This window comes from Pseudomonas artemisiae (assembly GCF_057128685.1).
In genome coordinates this window covers 453,492-469,206 of record NZ_JBSKHS010000001.1, presented here as the reverse complement: position 1 = coordinate 469,206, position 15,715 = coordinate 453,492, and the positions used below count along the sequence as shown (strand labels likewise).

At 59.2% G+C, this 15,715-nt stretch carries 13 protein-coding genes and 1 pseudogene; 5 read left to right on the top strand and 9 right to left on the bottom strand.

Annotated elements, in window-relative coordinates; translation table 11 throughout:
* Positions 1-70: 70 nt before the first annotated feature.
* The 8 genes and pseudogenes from tssH to ACWKV4_RS02135 form a co-directional block, all read right to left on the bottom strand.
* Positions 71-2,668, bottom strand: coding sequence for a type VI secretion system ATPase TssH (gene tssH / locus ACWKV4_RS02170; protein WP_483830482.1), 2,598 nt, complete (start codon positions 2,666-2,668; stop codon positions 71-73).
* Positions 2,665-3,735 (bottom strand): type VI secretion system baseplate subunit TssG, encoded by a 1,071-nt coding sequence (tssG, locus tag ACWKV4_RS02165; RefSeq protein WP_483830481.1) that lies wholly within the window; start codon positions 3,733-3,735, stop codon positions 2,665-2,667. The genes tssH and tssG overlap by 4 nt, the downstream gene beginning before the upstream one ends.
* Complete coding sequence (tssF, locus tag ACWKV4_RS02160; RefSeq protein WP_483830480.1) at positions 3,699-5,528, bottom strand: type VI secretion system baseplate subunit TssF; 1,830 nt, start codon at positions 5,526-5,528, stop codon at positions 3,699-3,701. The genes tssG and tssF overlap by 37 nt, the downstream gene beginning before the upstream one ends.
* A complete protein-coding gene (tssE, locus tag ACWKV4_RS02155) occupies positions 5,528-6,010 on the bottom strand; it encodes a type VI secretion system baseplate subunit TssE (RefSeq protein ID WP_483830479.1) in 483 nt (160 codons plus the stop codon). Before tssE ends, tssF begins: the two co-directional genes overlap by 1 nt.
* 25 nt (positions 6,011-6,035) lie before the next feature.
* Complete coding sequence (gene tssC, locus ACWKV4_RS02150) at positions 6,036-7,538, bottom strand: type VI secretion system contractile sheath large subunit (RefSeq protein WP_483830478.1); 1,503 nt, start codon at positions 7,536-7,538, stop codon at positions 6,036-6,038.
* Positions 7,539-7,552: 14 nt separating this feature from the next.
* Positions 7,553-8,086, bottom strand: a complete 534-nt coding sequence (tssB, locus tag ACWKV4_RS02145; protein WP_483830477.1) for a type VI secretion system contractile sheath small subunit — start codon at positions 8,084-8,086, stop codon at positions 7,553-7,555.
* 56 nt (positions 8,087-8,142) lie between these two features.
* Positions 8,143-8,550, bottom strand: a pseudogene (locus tag ACWKV4_RS02140) (hypothetical protein); the annotation flags it as partial.
* Positions 8,551-9,191: 641 nt separating this feature from the next.
* The gene (locus ACWKV4_RS02135; RefSeq protein WP_483830476.1) at positions 9,192-10,112 is read right to left on the bottom strand and encodes a LysR substrate-binding domain-containing protein; all 921 of its coding nucleotides are present in this window, start codon (positions 10,110-10,112) and stop codon (positions 9,192-9,194) included.
* A 185-nt stretch (positions 10,113-10,297) separates the two neighbouring features.
* On the opposite strand from ACWKV4_RS02135, the gene ACWKV4_RS02130 reads away from it, so the two are divergent.
* Genes ACWKV4_RS02130 through ACWKV4_RS02110 form a run of 5 tightly spaced genes read left to right on the top strand, consistent with a single transcriptional unit; the run spans position 10,298 to position 14,739 of the window.
* Positions 10,298-11,137, top strand: coding sequence for a transporter substrate-binding domain-containing protein (locus tag ACWKV4_RS02130; RefSeq protein ID WP_483830475.1), 840 nt, complete (start codon positions 10,298-10,300; stop codon positions 11,135-11,137).
* Positions 11,138-11,149: 12 nt separating this feature from the next.
* The gene (locus ACWKV4_RS02125) at positions 11,150-11,812 is read left to right on the top strand and encodes an amino acid ABC transporter permease (protein ID WP_483830474.1); all 663 of its coding nucleotides are present in this window, start codon (positions 11,150-11,152) and stop codon (positions 11,810-11,812) included.
* 7 nt (positions 11,813-11,819) lie between these two features.
* Positions 11,820-12,500: an amino acid ABC transporter permease gene (locus tag ACWKV4_RS02120; RefSeq protein ID WP_483830473.1), complete on the top strand. Its 681-nt coding sequence runs from the start codon at positions 11,820-11,822 to the stop codon at positions 12,498-12,500.
* 2 nt (positions 12,501-12,502) lie between these two features.
* Positions 12,503-14,005, top strand: a complete 1,503-nt coding sequence (argH, locus tag ACWKV4_RS02115) for an argininosuccinate lyase (protein ID WP_483830472.1) — start codon at positions 12,503-12,505, stop codon at positions 14,003-14,005.
* On the top strand, positions 14,002-14,739 hold the full coding sequence (locus ACWKV4_RS02110; protein ID WP_483830471.1) for an amino acid ABC transporter ATP-binding protein: 738 nt from the start codon (positions 14,002-14,004) through the stop codon (positions 14,737-14,739). Before argH ends, ACWKV4_RS02110 begins: the two co-directional genes overlap by 4 nt.
* Positions 14,740-14,781: 42 nt before the next feature.
* Here ACWKV4_RS02110 and ACWKV4_RS02105 read toward each other — a convergent pair whose 3' ends face one another.
* The gene (locus ACWKV4_RS02105; protein WP_483830470.1) at positions 14,782-15,624 is read right to left on the bottom strand and encodes a helix-turn-helix transcriptional regulator; all 843 of its coding nucleotides are present in this window, start codon (positions 15,622-15,624) and stop codon (positions 14,782-14,784) included.
* Between the last annotated feature and the right edge of the window lie 91 nt (positions 15,625-15,715).

Below are 15,715 nucleotides of genomic sequence, written 5' to 3'. Positions count from 1 at the left end.
ACGTGCTACGAATGCCCGACCAGCTCAGGCGGCCAATCAACTGAGGTGCCCAATCAACTGAGGTGCCCAATCAAATGAGGTGATAGACAAAATCGCCGTCGCTGCCCAGTTCGATATCCAGGCGCTGAATCGGCTTGTCCTCGGCCATGCGCGCTAGCACATGCTGTGCAAGCTCGGGCATCAGGGTTTTGGATAGAATGTTGTCGATGTTGCGAGCGCCGCTGTCGACTTCGGTACAGCGTGCCGCAATGGCCGTTACCAGCGCCTCGTCGTAGCCCAGCACAGCCTGGTGGTTGCGCTCGAAGCGTTTGCGGATGCGCTCGAGCTTGAGCGCCACGATGCGCTCCAGCACGCTGTCCTGAACCGGGTAATACGGCACGATGGTCAGGCGCCCAAGGAACGCAGGCTTGAATACCTGGTTCAGCTCCTCGCGCAGGCCGTCGACGATGGTTTTGGGCGTGGGCTGCCCGGCGGCGCTCAGGCACCACTGCATGATGCGGTCGGTGCCAGTGTTGGAGGTCAGGATGATTACCGTGTTACGGAAGTTGATCTCCCGGCCTTCGCCGTCATCGAGCACGCCCTTGTCGAACACTTGGAAGAACAGCTCAAGTACATCCGGGTGGGCCTTTTCTACCTCATCGAGCAATACCACGCTGTAGGGTTTGCGCCGCACGGCTTCGGTCAGCACGCCACCTTCGCCATAGCCCACGTACCCAGGTGGCGAGCCCTTCAGGCTGGAAACCGTATGGGCCTCTTGGTATTCCGACATATTGATGGTGATGACATTGCGCTCACCGCCGTACAGGGTGTCGGCTAGCGCCAAGGCGGTTTCGGTTTTGCCTACGCCGCTAGGGCCCAGCAGCAGGAATACACCGACGGGCTTGTTCGGGTCTTCCATGCGCGCCCGGGAAATCTTGATGCGCTTGCCGATTTCAAGCAGGGCATGGTCCTGCCCCAGCACACGCTCCCCAAGCAGCGCGGGCAGTGCCTGTACGGTGTCGATTTCATCCCGCAGCATTTTGCCCAAGGGAATACCTGTCCAACCCGAGATCACTTCACCAATAGTGCCGCCGTCTACCTGTGCGTGAACCAGAGGCTGTTCGCCTTGGGCCGTGGCCAGTTCCGCGCGCGCCGCAGCGATCGCAGCCGCATCGGGAGCCGCTTGGGCACTTAACGCCTTGAGGCTTTCCACCAGCTCCAGCTCATGTTGCCACTGTTGTTCAAGGCTAACCTTGGTGCCTTGGGCAGCCTGCTCTTGTTCTTTAAGCGCAGCCAGGCGGCGGGCATGATCGCTGCCCTGGGCGGCTTCTTGCTGCAGTACGGCGATTTCTGCGTGCAGGTTTTCGATCAGCCGCTTGGCGTCTTCCAACAGACCCGGCTGCGCGGACTGCGCCAGGGCCACGCGCGCGCACGCGGTGTCTAGCACGCTCACGGCTTTATCCGGTAGCTGACAACCCGTGACATAGCGGTTGGACAGTCGCACCGCTTGAACCAAGGCCTCATCCAGCACGGTGACCTTGTGATGCTCCTGCATTTTGGCAAGCAAGCCGCGAAGCATAGAGATGGCTTTTTCTTCGTCGGGCTCTTCTACCTTAACCACCTGGAAGCGGCGGGCCAGCGCGGCGTCCCTCTCGAAGTACTTTTTGTACTCGGCCCAGGTGGTCGCGGCGATGGTCCGCAGTTCACCACGGGCCAGGGCGGGCTTGAGCAGGTTGGCGGCGTCGTTTTGGCCGGCCTGGCCCCCTGAACCGATCAAGGTGTGGGCCTCATCGATAAACAGGATGATCGGGTGCAGGCTGCGCTTGGTTTCCTCGATCACGGATTTCAGGCGATTTTCGAACTCGCCCTTCATGCCAGCCCCTGCCTGGAGCAGCCCCAGGTCCAGGGTGTGAATGGCCACGTCTCGCAGCACGGAGGGCACATCCCCTTGAACGATGCGCAGTGCCAGGCCTTCGACCACGGCCGTTTTACCCACGCCCGCTTCGCCGGTGAGAATCGGGTTGTTCTGGCGACGGCGGGTAAGGATATCCACCATCTGCCGAACCTCGAACTCGCGGCCCAGAACTGGATCGATGCGCCCCTCGCGGGCGCTTTGGGTGAGGTTCACGGTGTATTGATCCAGCGCTGGAGTTTTGCCGTTGCCTTTAACGGCACGGGAACCGCCAGTGTTCTGGGCCTCGGGTGGGGTGACCAGCCTGGACTCTGGGCTGGCTTCGATCAAGGCTGCAAGGTTGGGCCGCAGGTCATCGGCGTTGATTTTCTCCAGCTCTGGCGCCGAGGCAATCACCACACGGCGCAGCGCGTCGTCATCGAGTAGGGCTTGAACCAGGTAGCCAGTACGGATCTGGCTTTGACCGAACTCGATGGAGGCCAGCAGCCAGGCTTGCTCGATCATGCGGGTGATGTGGGGCGATAGCGCCGGGGTACGGGTATTGCCTTTCTTGAAGGTACCCAGCGCGGTCACCAGTTGGCCCTGAAGGCGCTCCGACACCACGCTGTAACGGCGCAGGATGGCGGGCAGGTCGTTATCTTCGCTTTCAAGCAACTGCAGCAACAGATGTTCGACTTCCACATCGTAATGACGCTCAGACAGGCAATGCGCGGCAGCGGCTTCTGTGGCTGTACGACTGGTGTCGTTTAGCTTGGCGAACAGCGACTTCAGGTTCACAGGGAGACCCCATCGAAAGGAATGTTGAAAAGGGCACAGCGGGAGGGCGCCACATCGGTGCCTGGACGCTTGAGCCAGCCCAGCCAGCCCAGCGCCACGCCGCCCTCGCGGCCAGGCCGGGCAAGGGGTACCTCCTCGCACTTGAGGATGGGCGCGATCTGGAAGTCCAGCTGCGGGCCGGCATAGAAACGAACCAGCTCCACCAGCTTGCGATAGTCCAGGGTGTCAGGCTGGAACCGCTGGTAATCCGCCAGCGCCAAGGGCCCGATTTCGATACGCACGCAAGACTGGTAATCCCAGATGCGGTTACCCACCACCGTGCTTTGCCCAAGGGCGGCGTTCTTGCGCCCCAGTTGGGTACGCTGGCTAACGTCCAGCTTCAGCCAACGCCCGGCGAAGGGCCTAACCTTGAAAGGCAGCGAGAAATAAAAGCTCAGCATCACTTGCAGGTTGAGCGAGTTGCGTGGCTTTTGCGCGAACATCCCTGAGAAGTAACTGAACAGCTCGCGGCGCAGAGGCGAGCCCTCCGGGCCGAATTTGCGTTGCTGCGCCTGTGGGCCAAAGCCAGCCAGCTTGAGCAGGTAGCGGTCGAATTGCGAGCTGCCGTTGCGCTCATACTCGATGTAGAACTTGTACTTTTGCCAGGCTTCGTAGAACAGCGTGGTCATGCGATGGGAAAACACATCCAGAAACGCGTGGGCGGCATCGTCGCGGTATTGAATGTGCCGCTCCAGCAATAGCTCCGTATAGGGGCGCGGCAGTACGCCGGAAGGCCCCACCAGCCCCATAAAGGTCACTTGCACTTCCGAGAGTGGCAGCCCGGCCGGGGACACCCGCCCCTCGCGCTCGAACTTCAGGTCGCTCACTTCGCTGGCCGGAAAATTCAGCGACAGCAGCGAGTGGAACCGCAGCGGATCTTCATGCGGCCGCGTTTGCAGGTCCATACGGCCTGTTCTGCTGTAATGCAGGCGGAGCAAACGCACCAACTGGAAGAATTCGAATCGGTGCGGCTCAGCCCGGGCCTGGTCGATCAGACCAGGGGTTGATCGCCGGTTCGCGGGGGCCATTTGACCACTCTCTTTTCGCGCTGCAGGGTGCGGAGGGTTAACTGAGTAAAGCTGTTAAGGGTGCAGTACTGGCCGAAGAAGTGGTCCAGCACCATGCCGAACAAAAACACGCCGCTACCGATGTATTGGCTCTCATCGAAGGTGAGCGTAATGCCAACGCCCCGCACGAAGTTGGGCCGCGGATGACCGATACGTGCCACCACGGGTTCGCTGCCCACCGAAACGATGCCGTTGATCTGCTTGCGAATGGCGGAGGTGTTTCGGTAGTTGTAGAGCGACAGCAGCTCTAGCAGTACCTCCCGCCCCTTGGAAACCAGCGACATATGGTTCAGCGACAGGTGTGAAATCAGCCGCCAGACAACCCCGTTGCCCAGGGGTACCCGAACCGAAGCCGTGGGCTTGCGCAGGCAGCGGATGTGCTGAATCACCGAGTTCGCCGGGATGTTGAAATCCCCGCGCTCACCTCCGAAGGGCAATATTTGCGGCAGGTCGCGATTGCTGCAGGTCAGCCGTATGCTCAGGGTGTCGTTGGCGGTATCGATCAACTCAAGGTCCCGATCCACTACCCGGATGAACATGTTCGAACCATCGGTTTGTTGGGTTTGCACGGGGCGGCGGCGGCTGATCCAGAAGCTATGGCTCTTGTCTTGATCGGCGCGGGGCTCGAAGAACGGGTGGCAGGTCGCAACGTGGTCCACGCCTTTGATTTTCTTGACCCGCCGTACCTGGTCAATGGACACCACTTCAGCAGCGCTTTGCAGGCGCACGTCGGGGATCACTGCGTACTCGTGTTGCGCGTAGGTAAGCTTGATCGGTTCGGCCTGCTGGCGGAACAGGTTGATGATCGGGGTGCAGTTGAGCTTGAAGTTGCCCCACCCGATATTCTGGGTGAGCCGCGCTAACCGATCGTTAAGGTCGTAGTCGGAGAAGTAGAAGTTGACTACAACCTTCTCCAGCGCTTTGCCAGCCAGAATGCGCTTGAACCCGGTCAGGTCGAAGAACATGAATTTATCGGGGAAGGTAAAGTATTCGTGCAGCAGGCGATAGCCCAGGAATGACCGCTCCGAGTAATCCACCAGCCCTTCGTCCAGCCCATAACCCACCGCTTTTAATGCGTCCATGGGCAACTGCACTTCACGGGCGCGGCCTTCGTCTTCAAAGCTCAAGGTGGCCTTGGCCACATTGTTGAACAGCAGCTCATACAGCTGGAGCATTAGCGCGCTTTCGCCGTCCAGGAAGAACCGCAGGCTGTCGAGCTCCATTTGGCCGAACAGTGCGTCGGCGGTGGTGCCCAATACCAGCCGCAGGCGGGCAACCAGGTCGGCGCTGTGGCCGTTGAACGCGGAACGCTCCATCTCTACGAACGAGGCCTGCTCCACAGCGATTGGCCACAGCTCCACGGGGTAGCACGTGCGGAACTTGCACACCACGCCCTCCACGGGGTTGGCATGCAGTTCGGTGTGCCGGGCGATATGGTAAGCCTCGGTCACTTTCTCGTGGGTACCCATGCTGAGCTCGACGATGGACATCGACGGGGTAGGGCGCAGGTAGTGGGGGTAGAGCATCTCCAGGAAAGCTTCGACGATTTCCGGAAACTCGTCGTCGAGCTTTTTATGAATACGGGCGGCCAGGAACGAAAACGCCTCGATCAAGCGCTCGGTATGAGGGTCTTCGCAGTGATCCTCAATAAGCAACCGCGACGCGATCTTCGGGTACTGGGTCGCGAACTCCTGACCTAAAAAGCGCAGGTGCGACAATTCCTTTTCGTAATAGGGGAGCAGGTCGTCGAGCATCAGTTTAGGTTCTGTACTTTGTATTCCTGGGTGTTGACTTGCAGCACCGCATCGAAGGAAACCTGCCGGGCGATATCCCGCAGGTGCAAAACAGCGTCTATGCGAAAGGTCAGCATGCGTTGGCCGGGCTGCTGTGGCAGCACCTGTACCTTAACGTTGCGAAACCGGCGGTCACCGACCGATATGGCTTTTTCCAGTTGGCGCTGAATCAGCAAGCGATCCTCGGGCGCCAGTACACTTTTGCTGGTGAAATCTGGCATGCCGTAATCGAGAATGGTGCCGTTCAATTCTGGAAACGGGCCCAGTTCCTCGGCCACTAGAGACCGGCGGGTGTTCACCAGAATCTCCAGGTCGCGAACGATGCTGGCCTTATAATCGGCCAGCGAGCACAAACGCTGCGACGATGCCTCGACCGCCTGGTGTGGGCGATCGTCCAACAAACGGTCCAGCAACGACGGCAGCAGTTTGTGTTGACTAGTCATATTGCCTCCCTGGCAATGCGTTCCATTACCCGCGGGTGGATTGCGGCAACTCTGCAACCAAACGCAAGGACGCGGTCAGTTCATCCAACTGGTAGTGTGGGCGTAGATAGGTCACAGCCTTGTACACGCCGGGCTTGCCTGGCACTTCGAACACTTCGGCACGGGCTTCGCGTAGCGGGAACTTGGCCTTGGCTTCCTGGCTCGCCGTATCATCGAGTAGCACGTAGCTGGAGAGCCACTTGTTCAGGAACATCTCTACGTCCTTGCGGGACGCGAAGCTTCCCACCTTGTCGCGCATGATGGCTTTCATGTAGTGCGCGATACGCGAGGTAGCGAAGATGTACTGCAACTGCGCCGACAGCTTGGCGTTGGCGTTGGCGATGTCCGTGTTGTATTGCTTTTGCTTTTGCGCGGATTGAGTACCGAAGAAGGCCGCGTAGTCAGTGCCTTTGCAGTGCACCAGCGGAATGAAGCCGAGGTCGGAAAGTTCTTTTTCACGGCGATCGGTAATCGCGATTTCAGTAGGGCACTTGAGCGCCACTTCGCCATCGTCGGTTTTGAAGGTATGGGTCGGCAGGCCCTCCACCAAACCGCCGCCTTCAACACCCCGAATGGCCACACACCAGCCGTAGCGGGAAAACGCGTCCGTTACCCGAGTGCCCAAGGCATAGGCTGCGTTCATCCACAGGTACTTGTTGTGGTCGCGCCCATCCACGCTTTCGACGAAGTTGAATTCCTCAACAGGCGTGGTATCCGGGCCATAAGGCAGGCGGCCCAGTACGTGGGGCAGGGTAAGGCCCACATAACGCGAGTCATCGGAGTTGCGGAAGGATTTCCACTTAGCGTATTCGACGGTGTCGAAGATCTTCGCCAGGTCCCGTGGGCCGGACATCTCGGTGAAAGAATCCCAGCCGAACAGCTCGGACGACGCAGATGAAATGAAGGGGGCGTGGGCCGCGGCGGCAACGTGGGAGATTTCTTCGAGCAGGTACATGTCTTGCGGGCTACGGGTGAACTCGTAGTCGCCCAGCAGCATGCCGAAGGGCGCGCCACCGAAGGTGCCGTATTCTTCCTCGTAGATCTTCTTGAACAAGGCACTTTGGTCAAATTCCGACGAGGCCTTGAGGTCTCGGATCAAGTCTTTTTTGGAGGCGTTGAGCAGGTGGATTTTAAGCGTGGTGCTGGTTTCGGTCTGGTCCACCTGGTACTTCAGGCCACGCCAGGACGCTTCCAACTGCTGGAATTCACGCGCATGCATGATCTCGTTCATCTGCGACGAAAGCATCGAGTCGATCTCGGCGATGCGTGCATCCAATACCGCGATCAGGTCCTTGCTCGGGGTCATCTCGCCTTCGAGTACCTGGCCCACCAGCTCGCCGATCAAATCACGGGTGCGGGTACGCTCGGTGTCGGAACGGGCAACACGGCTTTCAGAAATGATGCTATCGAGCAGCGATGCCTGGGGCGCGAAGTTTTCCACTTCGACCAGGTCATTGCCCTGCTGAGCCACGGTTTGTTTCTCGGTCATCGTCGTGCTCCTGCTTACTCGTTGGCATCTTTGGCGGGAACGGTGGCTTCGCGGCCGAATTCCTTGCCAAGGGTTTTCAGCTTTTCAGTGTTCTGCAACACATCCATCAGCAGTTCTTCGAGCTTGTCGTTGCCGCCCATCTTGTTACGCAGGTCGGCCAACTTGTTGCGCACTTCCAGCAGCTTGCGCAGCGGCTCAACTTGGCGCACTACATTCTGGGGCTCGAAGTCTTCGAGGGTGTTGAAGTTAAGCTCCACGCCCAGTTGGGTACCGTCCTTGGCCAGCGTGTTATCTACGCGGTAGGCCAGGCGCGGCTTAATGCCCTTGAGCACGCCATTGAAGTTGTCACGGTCGATATAGATGAACTTACGGTCTTTAAGCTTCGGCAGGGGCTCCAGCGGGGTGCCGGAAAAATCGCCCAGCACGCCCACGACAAAAGGCAGCTCTTTCTTTTCTTGAGCGTCGCCGATGTCCACGTCGTAAGTGATATGCACTCGAGGCGCGCGAACGCGATCGAGTTTGTGCTGAGTACTTTCCTTCTTCGCCACGGTGTTCTCCTGTGTGAGCAGTTCGCTTCAAGTCGTTTGCGCGCCGGCCCATGCTTGCGAAAGTGCTCCACGCCAAAGGAGTTGAAACCCACGACCCAGCGCGTTGGGCTGATAATGCGGATAACTTCGCCACTGTCCGCGAGCACTTGGTCGTATTCCAGCGCAAAGAGTTCAGGGGTGGTGTCGATCAGGTTCAGCGCCACTTCCATTTCATCGGCCAGTTGGAAAGGAGCAGCCGCGCCAATCCGGTCGTACTGGGCTTCAAGCTCTTTGAAAGGGTGCTGTGTCTCGCGGCCATTGCTGCGTTGCGCGCCTTGCAAGTACTCACCGAACAGGCTCTGTGGGCGAGTCAAGAGCGCCAGGGTAACCAGATAATTCGACGCCAAAGCCTTAAGCACGTCCGAAACGGCCCATGGCTGACTTCGCAGCTTGATTAATACATCTACGTCGAAGGTTTGAATCATCGTTATATCGTCCTTGAACCCTTATTCACATGCCCCTTACGGAAATGCGGGGGTTAATAGCTTAGCCAGCACCTTGGTTCGGGAACCGCCTCCGATGGCGAGCATCGAAAGTTATTCCACAAACGCAAAGTGCAGGCGCGGGCCGCTAATCGTTAGCAGCTGCGATATCAGAGTTACAGCCCATTTGAGGGTTTAAGCATTTCAGCGGTGGTAATTTTTTTCCTGATTCCAACACTTACCCCATATGATTGATTAAAAGCTAGTTAATGGCTCCAAAGTACCGTAACACGGAGCTATAAGGATTATTTTGGATCCTTCTGCAAGCTTTGAATAAAGCTGAAAAAAGTGAGCTGGTTCATTTGTTTGGGACATTTTTACCTCGCCTACCCTGCGTATTCCTGATTCACGCGGAACCTTACACGCCGATTCGCGCAGCGCCCATCGCGCAACTGTTAGAAAATTTTGCATATTTTTTAGCAATGAGCTGAGTGCCCCAAAGCTGGTAGGCCGCTTAAAGCTGGAAGGCTGTCACCGCGTGTACGAGCGAACAGTACCAGCCCTGGGTGAGACCACCCTTTGGATAAAGTTTCAGGGGTTTCTGGGGGGCTTTACTGACATCCTATCCAAACTCCCCGCCCCCTTTAATCCTCTTCCCCAACTGCCCGCCACCCCTTAGTAGCCTCCGCCAACATCTCCCCAATCAACTGCGCAAACCGCTGAGTCAGCAACCCATGGGGCCTATCACTGGGCAGCAGCAAGTAAGTGGTAAAGCGAATCAAGGGCTCGAACGGCCGGGTGTCTATGCCCATGTGCCGGTACTCCTGCGCAACCAGCGGGCTGACGATGCTTACGCCAAGGCCCAGCCCGACCAGCGAGCAGATGGTCGCGGCGTAGGGGGTTTCCAGGTTCATGCGGCGAAAGCTTTTGGTTTCAGGGAAGAGACGGTCGATGCGGGTGCGGGAGCCATCGTTGTGCAGCAGGGAAATAAACTCTTCGCCCTTTAGGTCATTGGGGGTAACGGTGCTTAGGGCTTCTAGTCGGTGGCCTTTGGGGAATACGCAGACGCCGGGCACGTTGCACAACACCTGAGGTGTTACGCCGGGGGTTTGTTCGCCTACATAGGAGGCCAGCCCCAGGTCGCAGAACTGCGAGGCAGTCCAGCGGGCCACGGCGGGGGAGTCGTTGGTGTGGATCGAGATGGCCACTTCTGGGTGCTGCTGGCGAAAACGCTGGATCACCTGGGGTAGCAGGGTCAGGGATAACGACGGTACTGCCGCGATCCGTAACCGCCCGCTGCCGCCTCGGCGGATGTTATGGGCGGCGTCTTCGATGCTTTGCAGGCCGATAAAGGCGCGCTCTACATCACTGAACAGTGCCGCGCCTTCGTCGGTGGGCTGCAAGCGGCTGCCGTTGCGCTCGAACAGCTTCAAACCACTGGCTCGCTCTAGCTGCGAAATCAGGCGGCTGATGTTGGGTTGGGAGGTGTGCAGGGATTCAGCGGCGGCGGTCATGGAGCCGCTGAGCATCACTGCGCGAAATGCTTCGATCTGCTTGAAGTTCATGTGCCCATATCAAAGCCGTATGAAGCCCCACTGTAATTTGATTGGTTGGTATGGGCCAGAGTGTTTATAACGGTACCCATCGAAGGCACGCAGATGCCGCTCCAACGCTCCTCCTTCTGTCTGCCCTAACTGCGTTGTCCATTGCGCCGCCCAAACCGGCAGGCGCCTATCGACCAGGAGGCACTATGTTCTCGTTCAAACCCCTTATGACCGCCATCGCCTTGGCACTGGCTGCCCAAGGCCTCACCCTTGCGCAGGCGGCTGAGTTGCCTGCGGTGCCTGAGCAGATCAAAGACGCCGGGCAAGTGCGCGCTGGTGTGCGCTGCGACCAGCCGCCCTATGGCTTTCAGGATGGCAACGGCGAGTTCGCCGGGGTGGAGGTGCAGATGGCGCGCAAGATTGCCGAATGGGCCCTGGGCTCGGCGGCTAAGGTCAGCTTCACCTGCGTAACGGCCGAGAACCGTGTGCCGCAGTTGCTGGGGCGCAAGGTGGACATGCTGATCGCGACCCTGGGGGTGAGCCCGGAGCGGCAACGGGTGATCGACTTCACTACGCCCTACCGTTGGGGCGCCAGTGATGTAGTTGTGAACAAAAACAGCAACATCACCAAGGTGTCCGAACTTAACGGTAAAACCCTGGCCACCCTTAAGGGCTCGGTTCAGGCCAAGTGGTTCGAGGACCACATGCCCGGCGTGAAAACCCTGCGCATGAACAGCGTCGCCGATGCCTTGCAGACCTTCCGCCAGGGCCGTGCCGATGCCTACACCCACGATGCCGCCACCCTGGTGGTGGTCGCGGCCAACGACCCGAACGTGCGCCTGGTAGGCGAGCCTTTCCAGCTATCGGACGCGGCCATCGGCGTGCGCAAGAACGAAGCCGCCTGGCGCGATTACCTGAGCGCGGCGGTTGCGCGCATGCATGAAGAAAAGCTGTTCCATGGCTGGGTACAGGCCTACGTGCCGGAGAACATCCAGAGTTATTACTTGAGTGTGTTCGAGCAACCCAAGCCCGCCGAAGCACTGTAAGCGGGCCTGGCCATGGACTTTGACCTCAATTACTTGGTGGCCCAGTGGCCGGCGCTGTTGGACGGCCTGCTGGTCACGCTACGGGTCTCCCTGCTGGCCATCCTGTGCTCCCTGCTAGTGGGCGTGCTCGGGGGTGGCGCGCGGGCTATGCGCATTCCGGTGCTCTCGCAGGCGGTGGCGCTTTATGTAGAAGTGGTGCGCAACACGCCCATCCTGGTGCAGCTGTTCTTTATCTTCTATGGCTTGCCAGCGGTGGGGCTTGAGCTGTCGCTGTTCTGGTCTGGGGTGTTGTGCTTGTCGCTCTGGGCAGGGGCTTACCAGGTAGAAAACGTACGCGGCGGCTTGGCCACGGTGGAGTGGGGCATGCGCGAGGCGGCCTTTGCCCTGAGCCTGCGCCCGCGCCATTACTTTTGCCTGGTGGCTTTGCCCATCGCGTTTCGCACCAGCCTGCCGGCTATGCTCAACACGGCGATTTCGCTGCTAAAGAACTCCTCTTACCTACAAGCCATTGGCCTGGCGGAGCTGACCTTCGTTGCGGTGGACCGGATTGCCACGGATTTCCGCGCCATCGAAATGTTCAGCGCCATTTGCGTGCTGTACCTGGGGTTGGTAGCGGTGTTGTCCCTGGCCACTGGGCGGCTGGCCACTCATTTGCAGCGCCCGTTCCGGCAGTGAGGCTCTGATGAATTTCTTGATCGAAAACTGGGGTTTTGTTGCCAAGGGCCTGTGGATGACGGTGCGCCTGGCGTTGGTCATCTTGCTGTTCACTACAGTGATTTCCGCGGTGTTCGGGGTGCTGGCCACCGTGCGCAATCGCCTGGTACGCGGGGCCATTCACGCCTATGTGGAACTGTTTCGCTCGATCCCGCTGATCGTCAACGTGTTCTTTATCTTCTTTGGCGCGCCCATGTTGGGCCTGGACCTGAGCCCTTTCGCGGCCGTCACCACCGGGCTCACCCTCTGGGGCAGCGCCAACGGTATCGAGGTAGTGCGCGGCGGGTTGGAGTCGGTGGCCCGTCACCAGTGGAAAAGCGCCTGGGCCCTGGGGCTGCGGCCCTGGCAGATCTACCTCTACGTGATCGCGCCGCAGTCCATGCGGGCGATTTTGCCGGCCTACACCGGGTCGCTGACGATGCTGGTGCAAGCCACCTCCCTTGGCGCGCTGGTGGGGGTGGGTGAGTTTCTCAAGGTGGGCCAGATCATCATCGAGCGCTCCACCGTGATGACTGGCGTAAGCCCGGCCTTCAGCGTGTACGGCATGGTGCTGCTGGTGTACTTCGTTATCTGTTCATCGCTGAGCGGGTTCAGTCGTTATCTGGAGCGTCGCCTGGGCAGTCCAGCGTCGCGAGCAAGAGGGGTTTGACCGTGCAACAGTCCAAAGTCAGTCGTCGCCTGAAAGAAACCACCGCGCCTGAGGTGAACGAGTTCATCTACCGGCCTCGCCTGGAAGGGTTCGCCACGGGTTTTACCGCGCTGGGTGATATCAACAAGGCCCATATCGTGATGCTGGCTGAGTGCGGGCTGATTCGCGCTGAGCATGCGCGCGCCCTGGCCCGTGGTGTGCTGGCCATGGAGGCCGCCGGGCCGGATGCAGTGGTGCTGGACCCTTCAAGGGAAGACGCTTACTTCAATTATGAAGCGCACCTGATCGAGCAGATCGGCGCCGATGTAGGCGGGCGCTTGCACACCGGGCGCAGCCGTAACGACATCCTCGCTACCCTTGATCGCTTGCGCTGCCGCCAAGTGCTGATGGACTTGATCGACAACCTGTACGAGGTGCGCGAAGCCGCCCTGGCTAACGCCGAGCGTTACGCCGAGGTGACCATGCCCGGCTACACTCACCTCCAGCCCGCGCAGCCGATCACCTACGGGTACTATTTGGCCGCGGTGGAGCAGGCGCTGGCCCGAGATTGCCACCGGTTAGAGCAAACATTGGCGGCCATGAACCAGAGCCCCTTGGGCGCGGCGGCCTTCGCGGGCACCCCCTTTGCCATCGATCGGGCCCGCACCGCCGAGCTGTTGGGCTTCGATGGCTACCTGGATAACGCGCTGGATGCCGTGGGCTCTCGGGATTTCATTCTGGAAAGCCTCTCCCACTTGAGCCTGCTGGCGGTGTTCTGGAGCCGCGTGGCCCAGGATTACTTCGTGTGGAGTACCCATGAGTTCAGCTTGATTGACTTCCCTGATAGCGTGGCGGCCACCTCCAGCATCATGCCCCAGAAGAAAAACCCCACGGTGCTGGAATACCTCAAGGGCCGCAGCGGGCATATCGTCGGCCTGCTGATGGGCGCCAGTACCACGGTCAAGGGCACCAACTTCTCTCACACCGGCGACGGTAACCGCGAAGGCACCCGGGGCTTTTGGGAGGCCGCGGAAGAAACCCAGCGCTGCCTCAAGCTACTGGGCCTGGTGCTGCGCACCGCAACGCCGAACGTGGCCCCGGCACTGGGCAAGGCGGGCGAAGATTTCTCCACCGCCACTGGGCTGGCGGACTTGATCGTGCGCGAGGCCGACCTGTCTTTCCGCGAGGCGCACCACGTGGTGGGCGCGGCGGTGCGTATGGCCATGGACGCCGGGCTGCCGGCCTACCGCATCGACAGCGCAATGATCGATAGCTGCGCTCAGGAGCAGTTGGGCCATGCCCTGAACCTAAACGCCGAACAGGTACGCCACTGCCTAGACCCTGCCGCCAACGTGCAGGCCCGTGCTTCCGCTGGCGGCCCCGCGCTCAGCGCCTTGCTGCCGTCCTTACAGCAGGCCGGCGCGCGCCTGGCTAAGGCCCGCGAAGCTAATCAAGCCAACCGTGAACGCCTGGCGGCAGCCCAACAGCGCCTGAACAGCGCTGCCCAGGCTCAGGCTGCGTTATGAGCCCCATGCTCAGCGTGCGTGGCCTGCGCAAGCGCTTCGGCGAACACGAAGTGGTCAAAGGTGTGGACTTGGAGGTCAACGCCGGTGAGGTGGTAGTGATCATAGGCCCTAGTGGGTCAGGTAAATCCACCTTTATCCGCTGCCTGAACAGCTTGGAAGAGCCTTCGGCGGGGGAGGTGCTGATCGATGGCGGCGGCGTGGCCCAGGCAGGGGACCGCAAGGCCATGGCCCGGTTGCGCGAGGATGTGGGTATGGTGTTCCAGGATTACACGCTGTTCCCCCACATGACCGTGCTGGCCAATATGATGCTGGCGCCGGTAAAGCTTAAACGCATGAACAAAGCCCTGGCCCGCGAAACCGCCCTGGCGCTGTTGGACCGGGTGGGGCTTAAACACAAGGCTGACGGTTACCCGGCGCAGTTGTCGGGCGGCCAGCAGCAGCGGGTGGCCATCGTGCGTGCCTTGGCTATGAAGCCAAAACTATTACTCTTTGACGAGCCCACTTCCGCGCTGGACCCGGAAACCGTAAACGAAGTGCTCAGCGTGATGAAAGAGCTGGCCCAAGAGGGCATGACCATGATTGTGGTCACCCATGAAATGGGCTTTGCCCGAGAAGTGGCCGACCGGGTAGTGTTTTTCGATGGCGGCAAGGTGGTGGAAAGCGCACCGCCGGCGGTGATCTTCAGCCAACCGAAAGAGGCTCGGACGCGGCAGTTTTTGGCGAACGTTCTCTAGGTCACGGCGCGCTGTTGTTACACAGTGTCTAGGCGGTCGATGTTATGGAGGTATTGAATCACAGAGGAGACAACTCCCCGGGTTACAGCATGACTTGCCAAGAACAGGTGAAATAATTCCATTGGTGGCAGCGATGCTGACAGCCTGCTGTCGGCTGACCGAGCCAAGCTTGCGCCTAGCATTAAGTAAGTGAAAATCGACTGTTCGTTCAGCGCAAGAAAGGATGTGACTGATCTCCCAGCTCGTTTTTCCGGCACCGGCCCAGTACAGGCACTCTATTTCTTTCGGCGTTAGGTCCTGACGCACTGGCGTCAAGGCGTATAAACGGTGACGCATGCCAGCCAGCAAGTATGGTACGAGCATGAATAGCTGGCTTATCGCATCATTTGAAAGACGTCGTTGATTCTCGACGTGGCTTTCTTCGAATGCCACGCTTAGCGTGCCCCTCAATAGTCCATAATGTAAAGGTATGCTCAGGCCGTTACGAAGGCCATATTGCGCGCGCTGCTCCCAAAACTGCCGCGAATGGCCACGTGCCTTTCGGTGCTCGGCGGCCCAGAATATTGGTACCAGTTCACGACGGCAGTGGGTAAGGATAGGATCAATCTTAATGAGTTCATGGCTGCAATAATGTTCCAGCCAGAGCTTGGGAAATGTAGTGATGACGTCGGCTAACGGGTTCTTGTCGTATTGATGAACTGGGCCAAGACTAATTAAGTATCTTGCGAAGCCTAGTTGGCCAAGTATTTTTTTTAGCGAGCGTTCCCAGTCGCAACGGTTGACGTGTTTTGCAATGCTGGTGAAACTGGTTAAGAGTACAGAAGCCTCCGCTTGCAGGTGCGTAGAAATCGACGCATTTTGTTTTTCCATAAACATTTCGCTCATGTTGAAATTATAATCTTTCCAGTCTCATGTGGATGCCGCCAATTTCTTGGGAGCACGCTTTTTAAGAGTCGCTATATGGTTAAAGCCAGTT